Annotated in this window: 22 protein-coding genes; 8 read left to right on the forward strand and 14 right to left on the reverse strand. The window is 70.7% G+C overall.

What is annotated here, in order from left to right:
* Positions 1-307 precede the first annotated feature (307 nt).
* Both ACIBTX_RS26965 and ACIBTX_RS26970 read right to left on the reverse strand, forming a co-directional pair.
* Entirely contained in the window at positions 308-892 is a 585-nt protein-coding gene (locus tag ACIBTX_RS26965) for a hypothetical protein (RefSeq protein ID WP_363660348.1), read from the reverse strand.
* Positions 893-961: 69 nt separating this feature from the next.
* Complete coding sequence (locus ACIBTX_RS26970; RefSeq protein WP_357170253.1) at positions 962-1,390, reverse strand: VOC family protein; 429 nt, start codon at positions 1,388-1,390, stop codon at positions 962-964.
* A 104-nt stretch (positions 1,391-1,494) separates the two neighbouring features.
* Between ACIBTX_RS26970 and ACIBTX_RS26975 the strand changes: the two genes are divergently transcribed.
* Positions 1,495-2,403, forward strand: coding sequence for an NAD-dependent epimerase/dehydratase family protein (locus tag ACIBTX_RS26975; RefSeq protein WP_363660349.1), 909 nt, complete (start codon positions 1,495-1,497; stop codon positions 2,401-2,403).
* On the opposite strand, the gene ACIBTX_RS26980 is transcribed toward ACIBTX_RS26975, so the two are convergent.
* Positions 2,400-2,840, reverse strand: coding sequence for a GNAT family N-acetyltransferase (locus ACIBTX_RS26980; protein WP_357170250.1), 441 nt, complete (start codon positions 2,838-2,840; stop codon positions 2,400-2,402). The genes ACIBTX_RS26975 and ACIBTX_RS26980 overlap by 4 nt on opposite strands.
* A gap of 226 nt (positions 2,841-3,066) precedes the next feature.
* Here ACIBTX_RS26980 and ACIBTX_RS26985 point away from each other — a divergent pair, with 226 nt between their 5' ends.
* The gene (locus tag ACIBTX_RS26985; protein WP_396833153.1) at positions 3,067-6,414 is read left to right on the forward strand and encodes a GH92 family glycosyl hydrolase; all 3,348 of its coding nucleotides are present in this window, start codon (positions 3,067-3,069) and stop codon (positions 6,412-6,414) included.
* 82 nt (positions 6,415-6,496) lie between these two features.
* Here ACIBTX_RS26985 and ACIBTX_RS26990 read toward each other — a convergent pair whose 3' ends face one another.
* Positions 6,497-6,937: a VOC family protein gene (locus tag ACIBTX_RS26990; protein ID WP_363660351.1), complete on the reverse strand. Its 441-nt coding sequence runs from the start codon at positions 6,935-6,937 to the stop codon at positions 6,497-6,499.
* 13 nt (positions 6,938-6,950) lie between these two features.
* The gene (locus tag ACIBTX_RS26995; protein WP_363660352.1) at positions 6,951-7,838 is read right to left on the reverse strand and encodes a LysR substrate-binding domain-containing protein; all 888 of its coding nucleotides are present in this window, start codon (positions 7,836-7,838) and stop codon (positions 6,951-6,953) included.
* 126 nt (positions 7,839-7,964) lie between these two features.
* Between ACIBTX_RS26995 and ACIBTX_RS27000 the strand changes: the two genes are divergently transcribed.
* The 3 genes from ACIBTX_RS27000 to ACIBTX_RS27010 all read left to right on the forward strand — a co-directional run bounded on the left by ACIBTX_RS27000 (position 7,965) and on the right by ACIBTX_RS27010 (position 10,280).
* A complete protein-coding gene (locus ACIBTX_RS27000; protein ID WP_357119338.1) occupies positions 7,965-8,684 on the forward strand; it encodes an SDR family oxidoreductase in 720 nt (239 codons plus the stop codon).
* 155 nt (positions 8,685-8,839) lie between these two features.
* On the forward strand, positions 8,840-9,340 hold the full coding sequence (locus ACIBTX_RS27005; RefSeq protein ID WP_396833154.1) for a peptidoglycan-binding protein: 501 nt from the start codon (positions 8,840-8,842) through the stop codon (positions 9,338-9,340).
* Between the two features lie 403 nt (positions 9,341-9,743).
* Entirely contained in the window at positions 9,744-10,280 is a 537-nt protein-coding gene (locus ACIBTX_RS27010; RefSeq protein WP_396833155.1) for a GNAT family N-acetyltransferase, read from the forward strand.
* A gap of 16 nt (positions 10,281-10,296) precedes the next feature.
* On the opposite strand, the gene ACIBTX_RS27015 is transcribed toward ACIBTX_RS27010, so the two are convergent.
* From ACIBTX_RS27015 to metH, 5 genes are all read right to left on the reverse strand, one after another.
* Positions 10,297-10,758: a hypothetical protein gene (locus ACIBTX_RS27015; protein WP_357119347.1), complete on the reverse strand. Its 462-nt coding sequence runs from the start codon at positions 10,756-10,758 to the stop codon at positions 10,297-10,299.
* A 72-nt stretch (positions 10,759-10,830) separates the two neighbouring features.
* Entirely contained in the window at positions 10,831-13,332 is a 2,502-nt protein-coding gene (gene fxsT, locus ACIBTX_RS27020; protein ID WP_363660353.1) for an FxSxx-COOH system tetratricopeptide repeat protein, read from the reverse strand.
* Positions 13,329-13,739: a hypothetical protein gene (locus ACIBTX_RS27025; RefSeq protein ID WP_357170226.1), complete on the reverse strand. Its 411-nt coding sequence runs from the start codon at positions 13,737-13,739 to the stop codon at positions 13,329-13,331. Before ACIBTX_RS27025 ends, fxsT begins: the two co-directional genes overlap by 4 nt.
* A 127-nt stretch (positions 13,740-13,866) precedes the next feature.
* On the reverse strand, positions 13,867-14,295 hold the full coding sequence (locus tag ACIBTX_RS27030; RefSeq protein WP_357170223.1) for a hypothetical protein: 429 nt from the start codon (positions 14,293-14,295) through the stop codon (positions 13,867-13,869).
* A gap of 63 nt (positions 14,296-14,358) precedes the next feature.
* A complete protein-coding gene (gene metH, locus ACIBTX_RS27035) occupies positions 14,359-17,874 on the reverse strand; it encodes a methionine synthase (RefSeq protein WP_363660354.1) in 3,516 nt (1,171 codons plus the stop codon).
* Between the two features lie 262 nt (positions 17,875-18,136).
* On the opposite strand from metH, the gene ACIBTX_RS27040 reads away from it, so the two are divergent.
* From ACIBTX_RS27040 to ACIBTX_RS27050, 3 genes are all read left to right on the forward strand, one after another.
* Positions 18,137-19,006, forward strand: a complete 870-nt coding sequence (locus tag ACIBTX_RS27040) for a PAC2 family protein (RefSeq protein ID WP_269678735.1) — start codon at positions 18,137-18,139, stop codon at positions 19,004-19,006.
* 159 nt (positions 19,007-19,165) lie between these two features.
* Positions 19,166-19,957 (forward strand): GntR family transcriptional regulator, encoded by a 792-nt coding sequence (locus ACIBTX_RS27045; RefSeq protein ID WP_396833156.1) that lies wholly within the window; start codon positions 19,166-19,168, stop codon positions 19,955-19,957.
* 380 nt (positions 19,958-20,337) lie between these two features.
* Positions 20,338-21,456: an acetylhydrolase gene (locus tag ACIBTX_RS27050; protein ID WP_357119365.1), complete on the forward strand. Its 1,119-nt coding sequence runs from the start codon at positions 20,338-20,340 to the stop codon at positions 21,454-21,456.
* A 117-nt stretch (positions 21,457-21,573) separates the two neighbouring features.
* Here the strand turns inward: ACIBTX_RS27050 and mshC are convergent, their stop codons facing one another.
* From mshC to ACIBTX_RS27070, 4 genes are all read right to left on the reverse strand, one after another.
* Positions 21,574-22,812, reverse strand: a complete 1,239-nt coding sequence (gene mshC, locus ACIBTX_RS27055; RefSeq protein ID WP_396833157.1) for a cysteine--1-D-myo-inosityl 2-amino-2-deoxy-alpha-D-glucopyranoside ligase — start codon at positions 22,810-22,812, stop codon at positions 21,574-21,576.
* Positions 22,813-22,879: 67 nt separating this feature from the next.
* A complete protein-coding gene (locus ACIBTX_RS27060) occupies positions 22,880-23,698 on the reverse strand; it encodes an SCO1664 family protein (protein ID WP_357119371.1) in 819 nt (272 codons plus the stop codon).
* Positions 23,695-24,273 carry a DUF3090 domain-containing protein gene (locus ACIBTX_RS27065; protein WP_355052975.1) on the reverse strand — a complete coding sequence of 193 codons (579 nt, stop codon included), beginning with the start codon at positions 24,271-24,273 and terminating at the stop codon, positions 23,695-23,697. Before ACIBTX_RS27065 ends, ACIBTX_RS27060 begins: the two co-directional genes overlap by 4 nt.
* Positions 24,274-24,385: 112 nt before the next feature.
* Positions 24,386-25,090 (reverse strand): MSMEG_4193 family putative phosphomutase, encoded by a 705-nt coding sequence (locus ACIBTX_RS27070; protein ID WP_357119374.1) that lies wholly within the window; start codon positions 25,088-25,090, stop codon positions 24,386-24,388.
* Between the last annotated feature and the right edge of the window lie 490 nt (positions 25,091-25,580).

Consider the following 25,580-nt stretch of genomic DNA (forward strand, 5'->3'; position numbering starts at 1 on the left):
CACCCCCCCCCCCGGGGGGGCGGGGTTTATTTTCTCCCGCCCCCCGGGGTCCCCGGGGGGGGCCCGGCCCGGGGGGGGCCCGGGCCGGGCCCCACCGCACCATCGACTGCCGACGCGCCGCGTCGACAAGGGCCTGTTTCATAAGGGCGGTCGAGCCGAGGCGGAGTCCGGGCGGCGATCCGGCAAGGCGCGGTTTCGTCCGGATACAACACCGGTATCCGGACGAAACCGCAACGCTGCCGGTCGTCGTCCGGGCCCGCCGCAGGCCGGCCAGTCCTCATGAAGCAGGCCCTAGGGGTCCCCGCCGTCACGAGTCGGCGGGGACTCCGCTGTCGAGTTGCCCGATCACCGGCGCCAGCAGATCGTTGAGTTCCCTGGCCAGCACCACGACCGCCCGCCGCGCCGCGGCGGGCACATTGTCGTGGGGACCGTCGGGTGTCGGCGGCAGGCCGTCGAGCGGCAGCGGGGCCTCCACCTGGAGCAGCGCCCGCAGGTACGGGCGGCGCGTCCGGTCCTGCTCGGTGGGCGTGGTGAACTGGCCGAACAACCGCGGCCAGTTCTCCCACCCACGGTCGCGTTGCCACTGCTTGCTCCAGGTCAGCTCCGCGGGCCAGCGGGAGGCCACGGTGACCGCGCAGACCATGCTGCCGTCCCACGGGCTGCGTTGGCAGGTCGCCGAGATGATCCGCCGGTGCCACCGGACGAAGCCGGGCGACAGCTCGCTGGCCACCCGCCAGGCCGTCGCGGCGAACGCGATCGGCGCGAAGTCCCCCCAGGTCTCGGCGAAGTCACCGATCCGGCGGAGCACCTCGGCCTCGTACCGGCCGTGGCCGTCGGCGCCGTGCTCGCGGTCGAACTGCTCGTCCAGCCAGAAGGCGCGCGGTTCCGGCATCCTCGACCCCGTTCTTAACGATCGCGCCCGCCACGGTCACGCGTCGGTCACGCACGGATACGGACGCCTCTATCCCACCATGATGCAGAACGGGTGGCCGGCCGGGTCGGCGTACACGCGCAACGGCTCTTCGGGGTCCTCGATCCGGTCGTAGCGCAGCCGGCCGCCGAGGCGCAGCACGCGCTCGTGTTGGACCAGCAGTTCGTCGACGGAATCCACGGTCAGGTCCAGGTGTAGCTGTTGTGGCACATCGTTCTTCGGCCACGTCGTCTCGGGCAGGCTGTCGACCTGCTGGACCGCGATCTGCGGGCCACCATCCGGGGACCGCAACACCAACCAGTCACGACCGCGCTCGTCGGGTCGGCCGTCCGCCGGTGGCTCGTCGCCGGGCCGGTAGACGAGGCCCATGAGCTGCCGGTAGAACTCCGCCAACTCCCGCGCGTCGGTGCCGTCGAGCACCACCGACGTCAGCCGGGGAACGCTCTCCTGGTCGACCATCCTCGATCACCTCCGGACGCCATTCTGGCCGGGCCACGCTGCCGTCGCATCCGCAGGCGGCACCGTACTTGACACACACCCCGCTGGACAGTGGACGATTCAGCGTGCGAATTCTCGTGGTGGGTGGCAGTGGCCTGATCGGCGCGCACGTCGTGGAGGTGCTGCGCGAGCGCGGTCACGACACGACCTCGGTGGCGCGTTCCGCCCAGCCGGGGGTCGACCACCTGCTCGATGTGGGGTCCGCCTCGATCGACGAGCTGCGGTCGTTGCTCGCCGGTCACGACGGCGTCGTGTACGCCACCCGGACCGACGAGCAGCGGCCGTTGCCGAAGCCGATCTACCCGCAGTTCCGGCGGGAGAACGTCGATCCGGTGGTACGCCTGTTCACCGCCGCCCGCGACGAGGGCCTCACCCGTGGGGTGGTGATGGGCTCGTACTACACGTACTTCGACCGGCTCCATCCGCAGTGGCGGCTCGGCGAGCGGCACACGTACATCCGCTGCCGGCTGGAGCAGGCCCGCGAGGGGCGTGCCGCCGCCGGCGTGGGCCTGCCGGTCGCCGTACTCGAGCTGCCCTTCGTCTTCGGTCGGGCTGGTGACCGGCTGCCGAACTGGGCCGGGCCGCTGGAACGGTGGGCGCGCTCTCGTACCCCTTTGCTGGCGCCGACCGGCGGAAGCGCCGCGGCCTCGGCGCGCAGCGTGGCCGAGGTCGCGGCCGACGCCCTCGAGAGCGCCAGCGGCGCGGACATCCCGGTCGCCGACGAGAACCTCACCTGGCACGACATGCTCGGGCGCATCGCCGAGGCGGTCGGCCGACGCCGCCGGGTCGGCCGGCTGCCGGCCGGCGCGGCGCGGACGGCGCTGCGGCTGGGCGGCGCGGCGCAGGCGCTCGGTCGCAAGGAGTCCGGGATCAACCCGACCTTCCTCGCCGACCTTCTGCTCGCCGAGCTGTTCATCGAGCCGACGACCGGCCGTTCGCTGGACGCCGCGCTGCGCGAGACCTTCCCCGGTTAGCCGGGTGGACGCGCGAGGTACGCCGTCTTGACGTCGGCCGAGAACCCGCAGGCACGGTAGAAGGCGTGGGTGGCCGGGTTCCGCGAGCCGGTCATCAGCATCGCCTTGTAGCAGCCCGCGTCCCAGGCGGCCTGGAGCGTGCCGGCCATGATCTGCCGACCCAGACCGGTACCTCGCCGCGATTCCTCGACGACGACGTTCTCGATCACCGCGTACGGCGACGCCGACCGGCTGAGGTTGGGGATCACGTTGAGGTACGTGGTGGCGACGACGATCCCGTCCAGTTCCAGGACGAACAGCCGCAGGCCTGGTGAGCGGAGGATCTGCGCGAAGGCCGCCCGGTCGGTGCCGTCGTCCAACACCGGATCGTCCGGGTTCAGCTGTCGGTAGAGGCGGATGATCTGCGCGAAGTCGTCGGGCCGGGCCGCACGGAACATGCCGGCAGCGTAGCGGCGACGATGGGCGGGCGCTGTCCGCGCGGGCACGTCCCCCGCGTGACCGATCGCGATCAGGATCTTGACAGCCCTGGGTGGGAGGGGAAGCATCATCGCCGATTAGACAACGTTGTCAAACCCGTGCGTGGCTCCGATGTGGAGTGCGAACGCGTGACGGGTCGCCGCCGCCGAGCTTCGTGCAGACGGTGCCAACCGAAGGGCCAACACTGTGTCAGACACATCGGCGCGCCTGGCGTACACCGCCAAACGCCGAACCCTCGCCGCCGCCACCGCCGTGGCCGTGGCGGCGCTGGCGGCGGTCTCCGCGGGCACACCCGCCGCGGCCGCCGCGCCTGTCCGCCTGGTCACCGACCCCGCCGGGTACGTCAACCCGCTGATCGGTTCCACGAACCTCGGCAACACCTACCCCGGAGCGGTCCGCCCCTTCGGGATGCTGGCCTGGAGCCCGCAGACCAGCGCCGGCAAGCAGACCTCGACCCCCGCGCCCGGTGGCTACGAGTACGGCGCGACCCGGATCCGCGGCTTCAGCCTCACCCACCTCAACGGGGTCGGCTGCAACGGCGGCGCGGGCGACATCCCGATCATGCCGGTCGTGGGCGACGTCAACTCCTCGCCGTCCGTCGACACCTCCGACGCGACGTACGCGAGCAGCTTCTCCCACCAGAACGAGACCGCGCGGGCCGGCTACTACCGGGTGGGCCTCGACAGTGGCGCGTCGGCGGAGCTGACCACCACCCCCCGCACCGGCTCGGGCCGGTTCGGCTTCCCGGCCGACCAGCCCGCCAGCATGCTGTTCCGCACCTCCAACTCGGAGACCGGCAGCACCGACGCCACCGTACGGGTGGACGCCGCGGCCCGGACCGTCACCGGCTCGGTCACCGCCGGCAACTTCTGCGGCCCGCACAGCGAGAACAACCGCAAGTCCCTGTACACGCTGCACTTCACCGCCCACTTCGACCAGCCCTTCGCCAAGGTCGGCACGTGGCAGGACGGCACCCGGACGCCGGACGCCACGACGGCGACCGGCGGCACCGGCCTCGACGCGGGCAACCCCGTGCCGGGCAAGGGGTCCGGCGCGTACGTCACCTTCGCCCAGGGCACCACGACCGTCGGCGTGAAGGTCGCCATCTCGTACGTCAGCCTGGACAACGCCGAGGCCAACCTGCGGGCTGAGAACCCACGGCAGAAGAGCTTCGACGCGGTCCGGTCGGAGGCCACGGCGGCCTGGCAGCGCGAGCTGAGCAAGATCAAGGTCGGCGGCGGCACCAACGACCAGCTCAGCACCTTCTACACGGCGCTGTACCACTCCATGCTCGAACCCACCCTGACCAGTGACGTCGACGGCCGCTACCTCGGCGCCGACGGCACGCCGCACCGGCTCACCAAGGGCCAGGACGCGCAGTACGGCACCTTCTCCGGCTGGGACCAGTACCGCGCCCAGGTGCAGCTGATGACGCTGGTCAACCCGAAGGCGGGCAGCGACTATGCGCAGTCGTTGTTCAACTACGCCACCCAGCGGGGCGGCGAGTGGGACCGCTGGCTGCTCCAGCACGGCAAGACGAGCGTCATGTCCGGCGACCCGTCGGCCCCGGCGATCGCCGGCATCCACGCCTTCGGCGGCCGGGACTTCGACGTCAAGGGCGCTCTCCGGTCGCTGATCACCGCGGCGACGGTGCCGAACGCCAACGACTCCGACAGCGCCGGTTGCAACGTGGCGTGCGTCGGTCAGCGTCCCGCCCTCGACAAGTACCTGGAGTTGGGCTACGTCCCCGCTGACGGCTGCTCCTGCTGGGGCGGCGCGGCCGAGACGATGGAGGACGCGGTTGCCGACTCCGCGCTCGCCGAGCTCGCCGGGCAGGTCGGCGACCAGGCGAACGAGCGGATTTTCCGCAAGCGGTCGGGCACCTGGAGCAACGTCTTCGACCTGACCGCCACCGCGCAGGGCGGCTACCCCCGCTCCCGCAAGGCCGACGGCACCTGGGCGGAGCGCGACTTCCAGCCCGCCACCGAGAGCGGGTTCGTCGAGGGCAGCAGTGCCCGCTACACCTGGATGGTCTACTCCGACGTCGCCGGCCTGGCCCGCGCCATGGGCGGCAACAAGGTGGCCGAGCAGCGCCTCGACGCCTTCTTCCGTACGCCGGACGGCGCCTTCGACTTCTCGGCCCGCGACCTCACCCGGTACGACCCCACGAACGAACCGGACATGAACGCGCCCTACCTCTACAACTACTTCGGCGCTGCCGACAAGACCCAGCAGACGGTCCGCGCGGTGATGGACCAGCTCTGGGGCAACACCCCCGGCGGCATCCCGGGCAACGACGACGCCGGCACCATGTCGTCGTGGTACGTCTTCTCCGCGCTGGGCATGTACCCGCAGAACCCGAGCCGGGCCGACCTGCTGCTCACCGCGCCGCTCTTTCGGCGCGCGGTGATCGACGCCGGACCCGGCCGCCGGATCACCGTCGACGCCCCGGCCGCGTCGGCCCAGAACACGTACATCCAGTCGGTCAAGGTCAACGGTAGGACGTCGACCCGGAGCTGGGTCCCCGACACCCTCGTCAACAAGGGCGGCACCGTCTCCTTCGTACTCGGCGACAAGCCGAACACGAAGTGGGGCAGCTCCCCCGCCGACGCCCCGCCCTCGTACGGCGACGGCCGGCGGCCGTACCTGACGGGCGCGAGCCCGCAGACGCTGAAGGTGGAGCCGGGCAGCACCTCGGCGACGACGTACAAGATCCAGGCATTGACCGAGGCTGCCACCACCGCGCGCTGGAAGGTCAGCGCGCCCGCCGGCCTGACCGTCACGCCCAGGCAGGGCGAGTTCAGACTGGCCGGCGACGGGTTGGGCAGCAGGGAGCTCACCGTCTCCGCGCCGGCCGACCTCAAGCCCGGCGCCTACGCCGTGACGGTGACCGCCACCACCACCTCCGGTACGGCACTGCCCACCGTCACCATCCCCGTGACGGTCGCCGTGCGGGACAGCGTGCTGTGGAACCTCAACAACAACGGCATCTCGGCCGACGACACCAATCCGCAGGCCAACTTCGACACCGGCGGCTGGAGCTACTCCGCCACGGCGCTCGAAGCCGCCGGGGTGAAGCCGGGATCCACCGTTTCGGCCAACGGGTTCGACTTCACCTGGCCGAACGTGGCCCCCGGCGACCCGGACAACATCCTGGTCGGCGGCGGCGGTCAGGTGCTCAGCGTGCAGGCGGCGGAGGGTGACACGAAGCTGAGCCTGCTGGGCAGCGCCGCGTTCGGTGCCACCAGCGGCACGGTGACGCTGACGTACACCGACGGTACGACGCAGCAGGCGACGGTCGGCTTCAGCGACTGGACGCTGGGCGGCGGGTCCGACCAGCCGTCGTTCGGCAACGTGACGGCGGTGCACACCACGTACCGCGACAAGATGGGCTCGGGGGTCGAGCCGGTGGCGACGTACGTCTTCGCGACGACCCCGATCTACCTGCAGCCGGGCAAGCGGCTCGCGAGCCTGACGCTGCCCACCACCGCCGAGGGCGGCGTCATCCACCTCTTCGGGGTGGCGACGGACTGACGCGAGACACGAGGGCCTGCTCCGCCACTCGGCGGAGCAGGCCCTCATTGGTACGCGCCGGCTGCACGCCGCGCGGTGGCGCTCAGCGCAGCTCCTCGGCCAACCCGACGACGATGCCCTCGGGGCCGCGGACGTAGCAGAGCAGGAAGATGTCCTCGTACCGCTGCACCTCCCCGACCAGTTCCGCCCCGTGGCGGCGCAGCCGGGCAATCGTGTCCTCGACGTCGTCCACGGCGAACATGATGCGGCGAATGCCGACGGTGTTCGTCGGCGCGTCCTCCGGCTCGTGCCGAACGGCCTTCGGCGCGTGGAACATCGCCAGCTCGACCTTGCCGTGACCGTCCGGGGTACGCAGCATCGCGACCTCCTGCCGCACGTCGTCGATGCCGATGACACGCTCCACCCAGCGCCCCTCGACCGGTCCCCGGCCCTCCACCTCCAAGCCGAGTTCGACGAAGAACGCGATGACCGCGTCAAGGTCCTCGACCACGATGAGGACGTTGTCCATCCGCCGGATCGCCATGCTGGTTCCTCCTCTACGTGTGGTCGCCGGGACCGACGTCGCCGGCCTGCCGCGCGGCGATGTCGACGAACTCCCGCACCAGCGGTGACCGGTTGTTCTCGGCCCAGGCCAGGCACACCTGGTTGTCGCTGAGGTCGCCGACGGGCACGTGGACGACGTCCGGCCTGGTATAGAACCTCGCGATCGACAGCGGCAGGATCACCACCCCGGCCCCTGCGGCGACGTGCTCCAGCTTTTCCTCGACGGAGGTCAGCACCGGCCGGGGGCGGGGCTCCGGGTCCGTCGGACGATTCGGCAGGTCCCGCCACTCCGGCACCGCGTCCGGGTCCTGAAGCAGGCGCTCCTGGGCCAACTCGGCGAGGTCGACCGACTCCTTGCCGGCCAGATGATGTTCGCCGGGCAGGACCACGACGCGGGGTTCGGTGAACAGCGGGCGGAGGCGCAGGCCCCGCTGGTCGACCGGAAGCCGCACGTAGCCGACGTCGGCGCGCCCCTCGCGGAGCACCTCGGCCTGGTCGTCCCGGGAGGTGCGGACGACACCGACAGCCAGTTCGGGGTGCAGCTGAGCGATGGCACGGGCCTCGGCCGTGACGATGAGGCCCGGCATGAACGCGATGGTGAACGTCGGCCGGCCGTGCGCCGCCCGCTGCACCCGCCGACCCAGGGCCTCGGCCGAGGCCAGAAGCGGACCGGCGTCGGCCAACAGTTGACGACCGGCCTCGGTCAGCACGGTGGAGCGGCGATCCCGAACGAAAAGCTCGGCGCGGAGTTCGCGCTCGAACGCCCGGATCTGCCGCGACAGGACCGGCTGGGCGATGTGCAGCCGCGCGGCGGCCCGGCCGAAGTGCAGCTCCTCGGCCACGGCCACGAAGTAGCGGAGCTTACGCAGATCGACGTCCATCCGACCCTCCCGTCCAGCACTCACGATACCCGTCGGGCATCACAGCAGCTCAAAGAGGTCTTGGACGTGAGCATCAGTGCCGACGCACCGTAGTGAGCGTCAGCCGAACGATCCGGAAGGACCATCATGACCCTCACCGACCAGCGCGTCGTCGTCCTGGGCGGCACCTCGGGAATCGGGCTCGCGACCGCCGCCCGGGCCGCCCAGGAGGGCGCCCAGGTCGTGGTCGCCTCGCGCAACCGGCACAGCGTGGACCGCGCCCTCGCCGCCCTGCCGGCCGGCACCCAGGGGTACGTCGCCGACCTCGCCGACCCGGCCGACGTGACGCGCCTGTTCCAGGGGCTCGGCCCGTTCGACCACCTCGTCTACACCGCCGGCGAACCGCTCGCGCTGATGTCCGTCGACGCCCTCGACCTCGCCGCCGCCCGTACCGCCTTCAACCTGCGCTACTTCGGTTCGCTGACGGCGGTCCACGCGGCGCTCCCGTACCTGCGGCCCGGCGGGTCGATCACCCTCACCACCGGCACCGCCAATCACCGGCCGAAGGCGGGCTGGTCGGTGGTCGCCGGCATCACCGGAGCGATCGACGCGCTGGTCCGCTCGCTCGCCGTCGAACTGGCGCCGATCCGGGTCAACGCCGTCTCGGCCGGCGTCATCCGCTCACCGCTGTGGGACTCGCTGCCCGACGACACCCGAGAGCAGATGTACGCCCATCTCAGCGCGTCACTGCCCCTCGGCCGCGTGGGCGAGCCCGAGGAGGTCGCCGAAGCGTTCGTCTACCTCCTGCGGTCGACGTACGCCACCGGCACGCTGGTCACCGTGGACGGCGGCACCCTGCTCGCCTGAGAACGGCGCGCTTCGCCTCCCTCTCGCCATGCCAGGACAGGCACCCGATGACCCCCACTGACGTGCTTGATTATTCCGCGCATGTCGGAGCAGGAAAGCATTTACCCCAATCCAGCATTCACCGGGAATGCCCAACACCAACGGAGGCAACTCGCATGAAGTTGAGATCGTTCGCAAGCGCTGCGGCCACGATTGTTGCTCTGACTGGCGGCATGACTGCCTTCGTATCGCCCGCCAACGCATCTGTTTCACAAGGTTACATCAAGGGGATTGACTCGATCAATGACGACTGGGGGGACGAGGGAATACTCAGCACCACCTCTCACTCATACAGTCTGGCCACGGGCCTCTGGCAGCAGGTCCTCAAGGGAGAGGGGCTCTATTCGGGCTCTGTCGACTGCGCCTTCGGACCTATGACAAAGTCGGCAACCGAAGCCTTCCAGTCGCGTTATCATCTACCGATAGATGGCGCCGCCGGCCCTCAAACCATGGGGCGAGCTGACGACTTTCTCAAGTTGGGCACAACCGACACGTATATCGACTATGATCGCGGCATTAACGGTGGGGCGTGGTTCCGTCGCATCGACAGCACCTATCACCTATATCTCAACGGAGCTTGGCGGCCAGCCTCCTATTCGTCAACGGCTGGCTGTTAACCGGCACTTGCTCCAGGTTCTCTTTCCTGGACAATCCGTTGGTTGAGAGCAGCGCGCTACGGTAGCTGTTGTCATCCCGTATGCCGTCGACCCGCCTTTCCGGGGAGCGGGCCTCCGCCCGGTCCGCCACGTCAGGATGGCTTTGACGCACGTTCGGACGCTGGCGGGTCGGGCGGTGGTCTGCTCGGCTTGCCCGGGTCGATGGCAGGCGGGATGGCCCGCGCAACCACCCACGGACCGCAACCCGTCAACGGGGTTGCGCCCCTCGGGCAGACGGCAGGTCGCCGGCCGGGGCGTGACCCTATCCAACGCGTACGCACGATCACGCCCGTGACAGTGGACGCTGCGCCCACCGGGCGCTGCCCCGGCCTCTCGCCTCGATCCCGTATGGGAAGCTGCGGCGGTGACGACGTTCAACATCCGTACCGCCACGCCGGCAGACGACGGTTTCCTGGTCGACATGCTCGTGCAGGCCGTCAACTGGCTGCCCGAGCGCAACTGGTCACGCGAGGAGACCCTGACGAAACCCGAGCTGGCCCACTACATCGCCGGATGGATGCGACCGGGAGACTTCGGGGTCGTCGCCGTGGATCCGGCTGATCGGCCGATCGGCGCGGCCTGGTGCCGACACCTGACCGCCGGCGACCCGGGCTACGGGTACGTCAGTGACGACGTGCCCGAGCTGACCCTCGGGGTGGTGGACTCCTGGCGCAATCGCGGCGTGGGCCGGGCGCTCGTACGCGCGGTGCTGTCCGTCGGAGCCGAGCGCGGCCTACGGGCGGTGTCGTTGAGCGTGGAGCGGGCCAACTTCGCCGCGAAGCTCTACGCGAGCGAAGGCTTCCACACGGTCGAGTCGCTCGACGACGCCGACACCATGGTCGCCCAGCTCGCCGACGGCGCCTCGGCTGACGCCGACCCGTCGGTCAACGAGAACCCCTGACCGTCGACGTCGCGGGCTACTGCCCGGGCCGCGCACCGTCCGGCGCGACCGGCCCGTACACGTGGCGACGCACGAGGTCGTCCCGTTCCAGGATCACGTCAACGACCTGCCAGAACTCAGCGATCCTCGGATGACTCAGCCCCTCTTCCCGGCTGAGCTTGCGCCCGAAGATCGGACTGTCGCCGCCCACCTCGCCACCGTTCACGAGCGTCGCGGCAGGGTCCGGGGAACCGACCACGGGACCGACCCGGCAGCCGAACGTGATGTGGTCGTCGACGCGATCCTGGCCCCACGTCCCTAAGATGGCATCGATCCAGGCCTCGTGAACCCCGTTGTGGTGATAGCAGCTCGCGAAGTAGACAGCGAAGGCGGTGTCGCCCTCGTAGATGTTGGCCCAGGTCCGGTCCGCCTGCGTGTCGCAGCACTGGCACACGAACTCGCGTACCTGGCGGCTGCTCTCATCGATCACGAGATTCACGGCGCGAACTCTAGCGGCACCGAGCGCAGTCCCTCGACGGCGGCAATTCTCGATCAGAGTGCGACGTGACCGTCATCCAGCGACGTCGTCCGCACTGGATCTCCTACGCTGAATCTCCACGTTGATCTCGGCCGCCCGCCGCTGCAACGGCAGCGCCTCCTCCACCAGCCCCAGAGCGCTCAATGTGTACGCCAGGTTGTGCAACCGGAGCGCGATCGTGGGATGCCCCGCCGGCAACGCCGCCTCACTGATCTCCAACGCCCGCCGCTGCAACGGCAACGCCTCCCCCGCCCGCCCCAGAGTCCCCAACGTGTACGCCAGGGTGTCCAATCGGACCGCGATCGTGGGATGCCCCGCCGGCAACGCCGCCTCACTAATTTCCAACGCCCGGCGCCGCAGCGGCAGCGCCTCCTCCGCCTGCCCCAGATCCACCAACGTGCCCGCCAGGTTGTTCAACCGGGTCGCTATGTCGGGGTGTTCGGCCGGCAAGGCCGCCTCACTGATCTCCAACGCCCGCCGCTGCAACGGCAACGCCTCCTCCGCCTGGCCCAGATCCCCCAAGGTTCCCGCCAGGTTGTTCAGTCGGAGGGCGATGTCCGGGTGCCCTGCCGGCAACGCCGCCTCACTGATCTCCAACGCCCGCCGCTGCAACGGCAACGCCTCCCCCGCCCGCCCCAGAGCCCCCAACGTGTACGCCAGGTTGTCCAATCTGGTGGCAATGATGGGGTGCCCCGCCGGCAACGCCGCCTCACTGATCTCCAACGCCCGCCGCCGCAGCGACAGCGCCTCCTCCACCTGCCCCAGCGCCCGCAAGGTGCCCGCCAAGTTGTCCAACCTGAGCGCGATGTCCGGATGCCCCGCCGGCAACGCCGCCTCACTGATCTCCAACGCCCGCCGCTGCAATGGCAACGCCTCCCCCGCCCGCCCCAGAGCCCCCAACGTGTACGCCAGGTTGTCGAGTCGGAGCGCGACTGTGGGGTGGCCCGCCCGCAACGCCGCCTCACTGATCTCCAACGCGCGCAGTCGCAACGGCAGCGACTCGCCCGCCCGTCCCAGAGCCACCAACGTGGACGCGAGATTGTCCAGCCTCAGCGCGATGTCCGGATGCCCCGCGGGCAACGCCGCCTCACTGATCCCCAGCACCCGCTTCTCAGCCTGTAGAGCCTGGCCGTACCTCGCCTGCGTGTAGTGATAGAACGCGACCTGGCCCAGCAGGTACGCCAGGGTCAAATTGACGCTGTCCTCGGGCATGTGGTGATCGAGCGCGTCGACGTGTGGAACAAATGCCCTCCACTGCGGCCAGATGTCGACGTCCTGTGCGGGGTTACCTGGTGGCCGGGCTCCGTCGAGCAGAGCCAGTGCGCGGTCGAGGACTTGCTGCCACAACGACCCGTCAGGATCGGTGGGCTCGTCGTGGTGGTCAACCTGCGTCTGCGTCTGTGCCTGGCTGCGGACCACCGTCTGCACGAGTCGGTGCATGCTGACGGTCGTCTGCGTGAGTGTGACCAGGTTGTACGACGCCAACGCCGCCAACGCCTGGTCGACAGCACCGGCCTGCTCGGCATAACCAGCCAAGATCGATCGTGGGACGTCGTCGGGCGCGTAGCACGACAGTATCCGCAGCAGGTCGATCGCTGCCGGCCGGACTTCGCGTAGCTGGTCGAGGGTGAGGAGCCACACCTGGGCCACCGCGCGCTCCGCCTGGTCCCCCTCGGCGATGGTGTTCAACACCTCGGACGGCTGCGCCCGTAGCCGATCCAGGTAGACCGACACCGGCAGGCGCGTCTGCCTCAGGTAGCCCGCCGCCTGCTGCAACGCCAATGGCAGGTACCCCAACTCGTCGGCCAGCACCGCCGCCGCCAACACATCCCGCTGCTCCCCCGGCTCCAGCAACAGCCGCACCGCGGACTCGCGATCCAGCATGTCCAGGCGTAGACACCCGTCGACAAGCGCCTCCCAGTTCACGTTGCGCCGCGTGGTGATCAACAGGTGCCCGGTGTCAAGCTGCGCCAACAACGGCTCGACATGTGAGCGCTGCTCCACGTTGTCCAGCACGAGCAACCAGCCCGACTGGTTCTGCAACCAACCGACGGCCCATCTCGCGGCCTCCGCGACTGTCGCCGTCAGCATCAGTTCCGGGTTCATCCGGGCCGTCAACGCCGCCAAGCCATTCTCGATCGCCGCCGGGCTGTCAGCGGTCACCCACCACCGCACCGGGTACCGATCACGCCGCTGGTGGGCGTACTGCAACGCCAACTCGGTCTTGCCCACCCCACCCAGGCCATGCACCGCCTGGCAGATCACCCCGCTACCGGCGGACATCACCGCCTCCAATGCGGTCAACTCGTCCTGCCGGCCCACGAACAGCCGCGTCGACGGCTTGGGCAGGTTGTGCAACCGCTTCCCAGTGTCGGGCGCCGTCGACGCCCGGTGCAGCTCGATGCGCCGCGCGTCGACCGTCGCGGCGTCGCCCGTGATGGCGAGCCCGCTGATCTCCCCCGCCGCGATCGACCGACGGCCCTCGGCGCTCACCTGACCAGGCTCCCCCGGGCCGGGGGCATCCCGGTCGCTCATCGAGTCACCTGGCCACCGTCCCCGGTGATCACCACCCCGCTGATCGTCTGGCCGGCGACAGACCGCTCACCCGACGCCGTGATCGTCACCCCCGCCGACGCCAGCAGCTGCGACAACTCGGCGGCCAACCGCGCATCGGCAGCAACCGCCTTGCGGATCTGCCACCGCAACGCCGCCAATCGATCCTCGTCATCCGGATCTTCGGCCACATCGAGTACCGCTGCCTCCACCAACGGGGCTGACTCCTCCCGTCCCAGCAACCGGCGCAGCAGCCGTCCACCCAGACCGACCGTCGCGTCCGCTGCCACCTCCTGCACCCGCGCCACCACACCCGCTCCGTACGCTCCGGCCGCCGCCGCCACGTACGGCACCACCGCACCAGCCAGCGAAGTCACATCCGGATCCATCAGCCCTCGCCCTCCGAGCCAGCAACCAGCGACCTCGATCAGTACCACACCGATGCACGCACCGTAAGGGCGCGGCCTCAACCACCGCGAGTCACCGCAGGAGCTACCCCCGGCGCATCAGGGCTCACTAGGGTGACCAGTGCGGGTCGAGGCTCTTGCCGTGCCCCTGGGGGCATCGTCCGTAGCCGGTGCTGGACACGTTCCAGTGGTGGGAGCAGTACGGGACGTCGCACCGCGCGCACAATCCAGCGTCGTCGTAGAAGCCGGCCGTCGTGACGGCGGCGTACCGGTACGGCGGGGTGAAGGCGTCGACGATGCGCTGCGCCTCTGCCGGGTCCGCCGGTCGTCCAAGCCCGTTGCCCGCCGCGACCCCGGAATACAGCAGCCACCACCGCTGGCCGGTGTGGCGCTTCCGCGCGGCGGCGTAGGCGTCGCGCTGCGCCGACGACCAGCGCTGCCATTCAACCGGCTGGCCATCCGGTGCGACAAGTTCCACGCGGGTGGCCGGACGCCCACACACCGCGCACGGCGGCTCGGCGACGAAGGCTTCAGACATGGCCCCATCCTCCTACGACCGCCGGACGAATACGACCGTCGATGCGGCGGGAGCCGGGGACCGCTACTTGGCGTTGAAGTAGCTCGCCTCTGGGTGGTGGACCACGATGGCGTCGGTGGCCTGCTCCGGCATGAGCTGGAACTCCTCCGACAACTCGACGCCGATCCGCTCCGCGCCCAACAGGTCCACGATCTTCGCCCGGTCCTCCAGATCGGGGCAGGCCGGGTAGCCGAACGCGTACCGGCAGCCCCGATAGTCGTTGCGCAGAATGCCGGCCAGGTCCTGCGGGTCGTCGTGGCCCAGCGGACGCCCGTCGGGCAGGGTCAGCTCGGCACGCACGCGCCGGTGCCAGTACTCGGCGAGCGCCTCGGTGAGCTGCACGGACAGCCCGTGCACCTCCAGGTAGTCGCGGTACTCGTTGCGGGCGAACAGCTTCGCCGCGTACTCGCTGACGGGTTGCCCGACCGTGACCAGTTGCAGCGCGACCACATCGAGCTGGTCGCCCTTGGGCCGGAAGAAGTCCGCGAGGCAGAGCCGTCGCTCCTGCCGCTGGCGGGGGAACGAGAACCGGGCGCGCTCCGCGTGCCCGTTCTCGTCGAGCACCACCAGGTCATTTCCTTCGGAGTACGCCGGGAAGTAGCCGTACACCACGGCTGCCTCCAGGACCTGGTCGGCGATCAGCCGGTCCAGCCAGTACCGCAGACGCGGCCGACCCTCGGTCTCGACCAGTTCGTCGTAGGAGGGCCCGTTGCCGCCGCGGGCGCCGTTGAGCCCCCACTGCCCACGGAACGTGGCCCGCTCGTCGAGCAACGCCGCGTAGTCGGCCATCGGAACGCCCTTGACGACGCGCGTGCCGAAGAACGGCGGGGTGGGTACCTCCACGTCGACGGCCACGTCGGAGCGGACCGAGGAGTCGTGCAGCTCCGGCAGCGAGTCGGTGACCAGCGTGCGCTGCCGCTCGCGGCGGGCCCGGCGGGTGGCCAGCGCCGCCTCGCGCTCCGGGTCGACGACCGGGGCGCCGCCGCGCTTGGCGGTCATCACCCGGTCCATCAGGGACAGACCCTCGAACGCGTCGCGCGCGTAGTGCACCTGCCCGGGGTACGTCGAGCGCAGGTCGTCCTCGACGTACGACCGGGTCAGCGCCGCCCCACCCAGCAGGACGGGCCAGCGCTCGGCAACACCGCGGGTGGCCATCTCGGCCAGGTTCTCCTTCATGATGACCGTGCTCTTGACCAGCAGCCCGGACATGCCGATCGCGTCGGCGCGGTGCTGCTCGGCGGCGTCGAGGATCGCGCTGATCGGCTGCTTGATGCCGATGTTGACGACCTCGTAGCCGTTGTTGGACAGGATGATGTCGACCAGGTTCTTGCCGATGTCGTGCACGTCGCCGCGCACGGTGGCCAGCACGATGCGGCCCTTGCCGCCGTCCTCGGTGGCCTCCATGTGCGGTTCCAGGTACGCCACGGCGGTCTTCATCACCTCGGCGGACTGGAGCACGAACGGCAGCTGCATCTGCCCGGAGCCGAACAGCTCGCCGACGACCTTCATGCCGTCCAGCAGGATGTCGTTGATGATCGACAACGGGGACCGACCGCCGGCCATCGCCTCGTCCAGGTCGGCCTCCAGGCCGTTGCGCTCGCCGTCGATGATGCGCCGCTTGAGCCGCTCGTCCAGCGGCAGCGCCGCCAACTCCTGCGCGCGGGTGGCCCGCGCGCTGGTCACGTCGACGCCCTCGAACAGCTCCAGGAAACGCTGCACCGGGTCGTACCCGTCGCGCCGCCGGTCGTAGACCAGGTCGAGCGCGACCTCGCGCTGCTCGTCGGGGATCTTCGTCATCGGCAGGATCTTGCTGGCGTGCACGATCGCCGAGGTCAGACCGGCCTGCACGCACTCGTGCAGGAACACCGAGTTGAGCACCTGCCGGGCGGCCGGGTTGAGGCCGAAGGAGATGTTCGAGATGCCCAGGGTGAAGTTGACCCCCGGGTACCGCTGGGCGATCTCCCGGATCGCCTCGATCGTCTCAAGGCCGTCGCGGCGGGTCTCCTCCTGCCCGGTGGCGATCGGGAAGGTCAACGCGTCGATCAGGATGTCCGCGCGGTCCATCCCCCACCGGCCGGTCAGGTCGTCGATCAGCCGCGCGGCGACCCGGACCTTCCACTCCTTCGTGCGCGCCTGCCCCTCCTCGTCGATGAGCAGCGCCACCACCGACGCGCCGTGCTCGCGCACGATGGGCATGACCCGCGCGTACCGGGAGTCGGGGCCGTCGCCGTCCTCGAAGTTCACCGAGTTGACCACGCAGCGGCCACCGAGCATCTCCAGCCCGGCCTCGACGACGGCCGGCTCGGTGGAGTCCAGCATGATCGGCAGCGTCGACGCGGTGGCGAACCGGCCGGCCAGCTCGCGCATGTCCCGCGTACCGTCGCGGCCGACGTAGTCGACGCACAGGTCGAGCAGGTGCGAGCCGTCGCGGGCCTGGCTACGGGCGATCTCGACGCAGGCCCGCCAGTCGGCGGCGAGCATGGCCTCCCGGAACGCCTTGGAGCCGTTGGCGTTGGTCCGCTCCCCGACCATCAGCACCGAGGCGTCCTGGGCGAACGGCACCGGGTGGTAGATCGACGACACACCCGGCTCGTGTCGGGGCTCGCGCGGCGACGCGGTGACGCCGTGCAGCCGCTCGGCCAGCACCCGGATGTGCTCCGGGGTGGTGCCGCAGCAGCCGCCGACGAGCCCCACGCCGTACTCGGAGATGAACCGTTCCAGGGCCTCGGCCAGCTCCACGGGAGTCAGCGGGAAGTACGCGCCGTCGGCCGTCAACACCGGCAGACCGGCGTTCGGCATCACCGACAGCGGGATCCGGGAGTGCTGCGACAGGTAGCGCAGGTGCTCGCTCATCTCGGCCGGGCCGGTCGAGCAGTTCAACCCGATCAGGTCCACCCCGAGCGGCTCGATCGCCGCCAGGGCCGCGCCGATCTCGCTGCCCACCAGCATCGTGCCGGTGGTCTCCACCGCCACGTGGCAGATGATCGGTACCCGCTGGCCCAGCTCGGCCATCGCCCGCTTCGACCCGACGATCGCCGCCTTGACCTGCAACAGGTCCTGGCAGGTCTCGATGATCAGCGCGTCCGCGCCGCCGGCGATCAGGCCGGCGGCGTTCTCCTGGTACGCGTCACGCAGGGTCGCGTAGCCGGCGTGACCGAGGGTGGGCAGCTTGGTGCCTGGGCCGATCGAGCCGAGCACGAAGCGGGGCCGCTCCGGCGTGCTGGCCGCGTCGGCGGCCTCCCGGGCGATCCGCGCGCCCGCCTCGGACAGCTCGCGGATGCGCTGCGGGATGTCGTACTCGCCGAGGTTTGCCAGGTTGGCGCCGAACGTGTTGGTCTCCACGCAGTCCGCGCCGGCGGCCAGGTACGCGTCGTGCACCCCCCGCACCACGTCGGGGCGGGTGACGTTGAGGATCTCGTTGCATCCCTCGAGGCCGTCGAAGTCGTCGAGAGTGAGGTCGGCGGCCTGCAGCATCGTGCCCATCGCCCCGTCGGCGATGAGGATCCGATCGGCCAGCACATCCAGCAACGAAGTCCGCACCCGTTCAGGTTAGTGCGGCCCCACGCGAACCCGAGCCCCGTCCACGCCCGATCCCATATTGTGTCGGGCGGATCACCCTGTCCGGTTCGCCGCCGTATGCCCGGTGGCGCAGTGGGTGGACCGGCGCGGCCGACGGGCCGCATCCCTGCCCGGCACGTAGGCTGACGGACGTGAAGGAGAACAGGGACGCCATCGTGCACCACGGTCCGACAACCGGGCGCGGTCCCGGTGCCGGCCGCCACGAGCAGGGTGAGGTGACGGCGTGACCGAGTTCGACGGACTGCCGGTCCTGCGGTCCCCCGTGGCCATCGCCGCGTTCGAGGGCTGGAACGACGCCGCCGACGCCTCCACCGCGGCCGTCGAGCACCTGGAACAGGTCTGGAACGCCCGGCAGATCACCGAGCTGGACCCGGAGGACTTCTACGACTTCCAGGTCAGCCGGCCCACCATCACCATGGCCGACGGGGAGACCCGCCGGGTGGAGTGGCCGACGACCCGGTTCATGGTGGCCAGCCCCGAAGGCACCGACCGCGACGTGGTGCTGATCCGGGGCATCGAGCCGAGCATGCGCTGGCGGACGTTCTGCGAGCAGGTGTTGGAGATCTGCCACAGCCTGGAGGTGGAGCGGGTGGTGCTGCTCGGCGCGTTGCTGGCCGACGTGCCGTACACCCGGCCGTTGCCCATCAGCGGCAGCGCCTCCGACGCCCAGGCCGCGGAGCGCTACCAGCTCACCCCCACCCGGTACGACGGGCCGACCGGCATCGTCGGCGTACTGCACGACGCGTGCGCCCGCGCCGAGGTCGACGCCGTGTCGTTCTGGGTGCACGTGCCGCACTACGCCAACAACCCGCCCTGCCCCAAGGCCACCCTCGCCCTGCTGCACCGGGTCGAGGAGGTCGTCGACCTGCCGGTGCCGATGGCCGACCTGGCCGAGGAGTCCGCCGAGTGGGAGCAGCGGGTACGCAGCGCCGCCGAGCAGGACGCCGAGCTGGGCGAGTACGTCCGCGAGCTGGAGGAACGCGTCGGCGACGAGGGCATCACCCCGTTGACCGGTGACGAGATCGCCCAGGAGTTCGAGAAGTACCTGCGGCGTCGAGGCGGTTCGGCCGGCCCCACCGCCGGCTCCTGGTAGCACTGTCCGTCGCGGGCCCTCGGACCTCCTCTGGTCCGGGGGCCCGTCTCCGCGTTCGGGGTCCTTTCCGTTTTCGGGGCCCGTTTCCGCGTGTCCAGAGTGGCGCCGTCACACCCTCTAAGGCATCCTAGGAACCTAGATGTGATCAAGGAGGCGGATGTGCAGATCAATCCCGGCGCCGCCGAGTTCCCCCACCGGCAGATCGCCGCACAGCTCAAGGCCCAGGTCCGCCGCGGCGACTGGGGCCCCGGCGAGCGGCTGCCGTCCATCCCGGCCATCGCCGAGATGTTCGGCGTCGCCAAACAGACCGTGCAACGCGCCGTCGACCAGCTACGGGTCGAGGGCATCCTGATCACCAAACCCGGCTCGGGCACGTATGTCCGGGGCACCCGGCGTCGACTGAACCGCCTCTCCCGGGGCCGGTACGGCGGGTTCCGCGGCTACCACACCGACCTGGCCGCCCGATACCGCCAACAGCTCGTCTCCGTCGGCCTCTCCCCCGCGCCCGCCGAGGTCGCCGACGCGTTCGGCGTCTCCGACGGCACCAACCTGCTCTGCCGTCGCCACCTCGTACGCACCGACGACTCCCCCGTCGAGGTCGGCGCCTCCTGGTTCCTCCCCCGCGACACCGACGGCACGTCGCTGGAGCGGGCCGAGGCGTTCGGCCGGCCGCTCTACCAGGAGGCCGAGGAGGCCACCGGCCGCCGGTACGCGTCGGCCACCGACACGATCAGCGCCCGCCAGCCCAGCCGGGAGGAGGCGGAGACCCTCCAGATCCGGCCCGACACACCGGTGCTGCACCTGCTGCACATCGCGTACGACAGTCACCGCAAGCCCATCGAGGTCGCCCAGGCCACCTGGCCCGGCCCGATGACCACCCTCACCGAGGAGTACCAGATCCCCGGCCCCAGCGCAGCGCCCGACCCGGACCCCGGCCTGGTCCTGGGCTAGCCGGCACTCCGGCCTGACCTGCCCGCCTTAGCCCGTTCGTTCCGCGCCCCGGCCCGACCGCCTCCCTCGCCTCCGTCCGGCCCTGACCACCTCGACCGGCCCGATCCTGCCCTGCCCCGCTCGGGACACCCACCACCGGGACGGGAGCTGCGAAATCGCGGGGTGCCGGAGCGCTCCCGGTGAGTTTCCTGTCGAACGCACCGCCCTATACATCTATACACTCGGTATCTATACTGCGAGTATATAGCTGGCCGGGGATTGGTTCCGGCGGCTCACAACCCAGGGGAGGGTCAATGCCAACCGTCAAATCTGTTGGTGCACGGGGGATCACACGCCGTGGCCTTGTCGGAGCCGCACTGGCGGTCGGGGCCGGCGCATCGATGGGCATTGCCGGCCGCGCCTCGGCGGCAACCGCCGGTTCAGGCCCGGTCCGACTCCGCCTCCCCAGGCCGACCGGGCCGTACCGCGTGGGGGTGGTACCGCTGCACCTGGTCGACCGGTCGCAGCCGGAACCACTGGCCGGGCCGGGGCGGTACCGGGAACTGATGGTCAGCGTCTGGTATCCCGCCCGAGACGAGAGGCGCTACCCGCGCTACCCGTGGATGACCCCCGCCTCGATGCGCGTGCTGCTGGCCTCCGCCGGGTTCGACTCCGACGCCGCGCTGGCACCGTTGACGGCCGGGCACGAGGGTGCCCCGGTGCGGCACCCGGGTCGGCGGTTGCCGGTTGTGCTGTATTCGCATGGCGCCGGCAGCCACCGTTCGGACACCACGATCGTGGTGCAGGAGCTCGCCAGCCACGGGTACGTGGTGGTCACCGTGGACCACACATACGACGGGTTCAGCGAATTCCCCGACGGCCGAGTCACCATCCCGGAGGACGACTTCGATTCCACTCCGTGGACCTACACGCGGGACGTCCGGTTCGTCCTCGACCAGATCGCCGACCTCGCTGCCGGGGGGAACCCCGACGTCGACCACGCGCCACTACCGAGCGGGCTGGGCGCCACCCTCGACCTGAGTCGGATCGGCATGTTCGGCTGGTCGAAGGGCGGCACCGCGACAGCCCTGACCCTGGGCACCGACCGACGGGTCCGGGCGGGGCTGAGCCTGGACGCCCCGATGCTGTCCCAGCCGCTGCCCACCACCGACCTGTACCGGCCGTTCATGCTCATGACCGCGGAGAACACCCGGGCCGCGATGCCCGCCGTCGCCGAGTTCTTCACGCACCTACGCGGATGGCGACTCGACGTCCAGGCCGCCGGCGCCATCCACTCGTCCTACGGCGACAACCAGTGGCTCGTGCCGCAACTGGCAAAGCTCATCGGCATGAGCGACGAGGAACTCGCCACCTGGGTCGGCACGCTCGACCCTGCCCGCGCGGTCCGCATCGGGCAGGCGTACCCGCTGGCGTTCTTCGACAGGCACCTGCGGCACCGGAGCGGCCACCTACTGAACGGGCCGAGCCGGTCGTTCCCCGAGGTGGCGTACCTTCCGTGACCGTCTGATCGACTCGGCTTCCTGGAAGTCGGGGCATCCCAGGCATCCGGACAGCGCGGTTTCAAGGAACCCGAGTCGATCAAGGACGGGCAGCCCCGATGGGGAACGGCCGAACTGTTAGAGGCGGATGCCGAGGAGGGCGTCTACGGTTTTCGCGAAGAGGGCCGGGGCTTCCGGGTCATCCGTGGTGCCCGCCAGGGTCGCGTCGGCCCAGCGGTCGACGACGGCCAGAGCGCCGGGGGTGTCGAGGTCGTCGGCCAGTCTGGCGCGTACCCCGGACAGCAGCTCGGCCCCGGACGGCCCGGCGGGCGCGGCGGCGGCCCGCCGCCAGCGGTCCAGCCGCTCCTGCGCGGCCGTGAGCAGGTCGTCGGTCCAGGTGCGGTCGCTGCGGTAGTGGCCGGAGATCAACGCGAGCCGGATCGCCATCGGGTCGACCTTGTCGGCGCGCAGCCGGGACACGAAGACCAGGTTGCCGCGGGACTTGGACATCTTCTCGCCGTCCAGGCCGATCATGCCGGCGTGCACGTAGTGCTCGGCGAACGGGGCCTGGCCGGTGAGCCGTTCGGCGTGCGCGGCGGAAGCCTCGTGATGCGGGAAGAGCAGGTCGTTGCCGCCGCCCTGCACGTCGATGCGGTCGCCGAGCAGGTTCAGCGCGATGACCGCACACTCGATGTGCCAGCCGGGCCGGCCCGGGCCCAGCTCCCCGCCCGGCCAGGACGGCTCACCCTCGCGCGCCCCCCGCCACAGCAGCGGGTCGAGGGGATCGCGCTTGCCGGCCCGGTCGGGGTCGCCGCCGCGTTCGGGGAAGATCTCCAGCATCTGTTCACGGGTCAGGTTCGACTCGTAGCCGAACCGGCCGGTGGCGGAGATGTCGAAGTAGACGTCGCCGGTGCCGTCGTCGAGCCGGTACGCGGCACCGTCCTTGACCAGCACCTCGACCTTGTCGGCGATGTCCGGGATCGACTCGACCGCGCCCACGTAACGCTCCGGCGGGATGATCCGCAGCGCCTCCATGTCCTCGCGGAACAGGGCCGTCTCCCGCATCGCCAGGACCACCCAGTCCTCGCCGTCGCGGGCGGCCCGCTCCAGCAGGGGGTCGTCGATGTCGGTGACGTTCTGCACGTACCGCACGGGACGGCCGGCGTCGCGCCACATCCGCTGCACCAGATCGAACGTGATCATGGTGGCGGCGTGACCGAGGTGGGTGGCGTCGTACGGGGTGATGCCGCAGACGTACATGCTCGCCGCGTCGGCCGGGTCGCTCGGGTGGACACCCTGCCGCGCCGAGTCGTACAACGCCAACGGCTCGCCCCGACCCGGCAGCCGTGGCACCTCGTGTCCCGCCCAAGACTCCATGGCCTCAGCCTAACCAGCCCTCAGACGACACCGGGACGCCCGGCGGGTGATCAAGATGACAGCGGGGTCACATGGGTGGCCAGGGTATCGCCGGCCAGTCCTCCGGCGGCTGCGGGAAGCGGCCGGTCTCGCGCAACTTCTCGACGCGGGCGGCCAACTCGGCGATCTCGCTGATCGTCAGGTGGTCGGCCAGCTCCTCGCCGAGCGGCCCGGCGACCTGCGCGGCGAGCCCGTCGAGCATCTCCATGGCGTCCGGCGGAACCTGCTTGCCGGCCCAACCCCAGAGCACCGTACGGAGCTTGTCCTCGACGTGGAAACTCACCCCGTGATCCACGCCGTAGATGCGGTCGTCGGCGCCGACGAGCACGTGCCCGCCCTTGCGGTCCGCGTTGTTGATGACCGCGTCGAGTACGGCGAGGCGGGCCAGGCGTGGATCGTCGGCGTGCGCGAGGGCGTACGCGGCACCGTCGTCGTCCCGGGCCGCCGCGATCGGAAACCAGCGCGGCGGCACCTCCTCGGCCGGCACGAACCCGACCAACGGCTCCGCGTCCTCCGGCTCGTCGATCCAGAGTTGGCAGGAACCGGGGCCGAACGGACCGTCCCGCAGCACGGTCGGCGGCACCAGGGCCCAGCCGGTGGCGTGGGACACCAGGTACGCGGACACTTCCCGGCCGGCGAGGGTGCCGTCCGGGAAGTCCCACAGCGGGCGCTCGCCGCGTACCGGCTTGTAGACGCAGCGGGCCGTGACGCCGTCGAGGGTCAGGATGCCCCGCAGGGTGGTGTTCGACGCGTCGACCAGCCGACCCTCCAGGTCGAGGGTGCCGTCGCGGAGCAGCCGCAGCGCGGCGTCACCGTCGCGCAGAGGTTGGAGGCCGGACAAGGTCACCGGTGGTAACCGTTGTGCCGCGGGCACAGGTGCCCGGCGGGGTCCAACGGCTGGCCGCACAGCGGGCACGGCGGCCGGCCCGCGTTGACCACACGCCGGGCCCGCTCGATGAACTGGCGGGTGGCCTGCGGTGTGAGCCGCACGCGCAGCCGGTCCAGGTCCTCGTCCGGCTCCTCGTCCTCGTCGTCCTCTTCGTCGTCCTCGTCGCCCAGCTCGACCTCGGGCTCGACCTCGCCGGCGGCGATCGCCTCGATCACCACGGTCGCGGTGTCGACGTCGAAGGCCAGCCCGAGCGTCCCGACCCGGAACTCCTCGTCGACCGGGGTGTCCAACGGCTCGTTGTCGCCGGTCACCGGCGCCAGCTCGGGCAACTCCACCCCGAAGCGGCGCTGCGCCTCGGTGAGCAGCTCCTCCAGCTTCTCGGCCAGCAGGGACACCTGGACCTTTTCCAGCGCGACGCTGACCAGCCTGCCGCCGCCGCGGGCCTGCAGGAAGAACGTGCGCTCCCCCGGCGGCCCGACGGTCCCGGCGACGAACCGCTCCGGCGGTTCGAAGGCGTGCACCTGGTGGGTCATACCCACGACCCTATCCGGCCCACCATGGCATCGCGCACCCCACCGACCCGAATCGCCGCAGGGGCAACGCGCCCGGTGTATCGGGTGCCACACCCGGGCGTGGCGGTGTTTCTCACCTGGCCGCACCCGCTCCGCCGCCGACGGCGGCGTCCGAGTCGGCCGCCCGCGTGGTCCGCCGACGCCGCTTGCGCGGCGGCGGGACCAGCGCGGCGAGGTCACCGCCGGTGTCGTTGAGCCGAACCAGGAAGGGCCGCAGCGGCGTGAAGCGGATCGCGGTCACCGACGCCGGGTCGGCCACGATCCGCTGAAAGGCATCCAGGTGTACGCCGAGAGCATCCGCCACGATGGCCTTGATCACATCGCCGTGGCTGCACGCCAGCCAGATTGCCTCGGGCCCGTGCTCGGCGTTCACCCGGGCGTCCCAGTCGCGGACGGCGGCCACCGCGCGGGCCGCCATCGCCGCCATCGCCTCGCCCTGCGGGAAGACCGCCGCGCTGGGGTGCTGCTGAACCACCGGCCAGAGCGGCTCCTTGGCGAGCTTCTTCAGCGGCTGCCCCTCCCAGCTGCCGTAGTCGCACTCGATCAGGCCCTCCTCGACAACCGGAGTGGCCTGGGGCAACGCCAGTTCCAGGGTCTGCCGGCAGCGAATCAGCGGACTGGTGACGACCGCCGCCAACGGCACTGCCCGCAACCGTTCGCCGACCGCGGTGGCCTGGGCGCGCCCGGTGTCGTCCAGCTCGACCGGCTGTCGGCCGGCCAGGCCGCCGTCGGCGTTCGCGGTGGTACGGCCGTGTCGCAGAAGCAGAAGGGTCGCCACACGATCACCCTAGGCCTCCCCGGTACCTCCCGAGTGCCACGGGCTCCGGCCACGCCGCCCCGATCGCCGTGATCGACACGAGTTCGCCGATATGGGGGCATCGACCGGTCCGGGATGCCCCGAGTTCGCCGATCCGGAGTCGATCACCCGGTCGTATCGCCGCACGCGGGCGGTGTGTCCGGTTGTGGGGCCGGTGTGGTGACCGGTTGCACCCGTGGGCCGGAATCGTGGCGGGCCGGGGGTCGTTACACCCTCCGACGATCGCAGGACCACGGCCGAGCCCCCCGCCCCGGGGGAGCCAAGCCCCCGGGAATGGCCCCGGACCGCAGGTCGTTACACCCGGTCCCGGCGCGACGAGCCCTCTCGGATCGTCGGCCCCCGGGGAATGGCCCCGGCCCCCGGGTCGTTACACCCGGACCGGCCGCCACGAGCCCCCCGCTCGCAGGCCGCCCCCCAGACTTTGAGCGCCCGGACGAGGTGCTGACACCCC

It is taken from the genome of Micromonospora sp. NPDC049359 (assembly GCF_044466585.1).
Classification (GTDB): Bacteria; Actinomycetota; Actinomycetes; order Mycobacteriales; family Micromonosporaceae; genus Micromonospora.

Bases quoted from the DNA above. Each gene is read 5' to 3' on its own strand.
- ACIBTX_RS27050 (WP_357119365.1), top strand. From the start codon at position 20,338: ATGGGCATTGCCGGCCGCGCCTCGGCGGCAACCGCCGGTTCAGGCCCG.
- ACIBTX_RS26965 (WP_363660348.1), bottom strand. From the start codon at position 892: ATGCCGGAACCGCGCGCCTTCTGGCTGGACGAGCAGTTCGACCGCGAG.
- fxsT (WP_363660353.1), bottom strand. From the start codon at position 13,332: ATGAGCGACCGGGATGCCCCCGGCCCGGGGGAGCCTGGTCAGGTGAGC.
- ACIBTX_RS27065 (WP_355052975.1), bottom strand. From the start codon at position 24,273: ATGACCCACCAGGTGCACGCCTTCGAACCGCCGGAGCGGTTCGTCGCC.
- ACIBTX_RS26995 (WP_363660352.1), bottom strand. From the start codon at position 7,838: ATGGACGTCGATCTGCGTAAGCTCCGCTACTTCGTGGCCGTGGCCGAG.
- ACIBTX_RS27000 (WP_357119338.1), top strand. From the start codon at position 7,965: ATGACCCTCACCGACCAGCGCGTCGTCGTCCTGGGCGGCACCTCGGGA.
- mshC (WP_396833157.1), bottom strand. From the start codon at position 22,812: ATGGAGTCTTGGGCGGGACACGAGGTGCCACGGCTGCCGGGTCGGGGC.
- ACIBTX_RS27005 (WP_396833154.1), top strand. From the start codon at position 8,840: ATGAAGTTGAGATCGTTCGCAAGCGCTGCGGCCACGATTGTTGCTCTG.
- ACIBTX_RS26990 (WP_363660351.1), bottom strand. From the start codon at position 6,937: ATGGCGATCCGGCGGATGGACAACGTCCTCATCGTGGTCGAGGACCTT.
- ACIBTX_RS26980 (WP_357170250.1), bottom strand. From the start codon at position 2,840: ATGTTCCGTGCGGCCCGGCCCGACGACTTCGCGCAGATCATCCGCCTC.
- ACIBTX_RS26970 (WP_357170253.1), bottom strand. From the start codon at position 1,390: ATGGTCGACCAGGAGAGCGTTCCCCGGCTGACGTCGGTGGTGCTCGAC.
- ACIBTX_RS27025 (WP_357170226.1), bottom strand. From the start codon at position 13,739: ATGGATCCGGATGTGACTTCGCTGGCTGGTGCGGTGGTGCCGTACGTG.
- ACIBTX_RS27030 (WP_357170223.1), bottom strand. From the start codon at position 14,295: ATGTCTGAAGCCTTCGTCGCCGAGCCGCCGTGCGCGGTGTGTGGGCGT.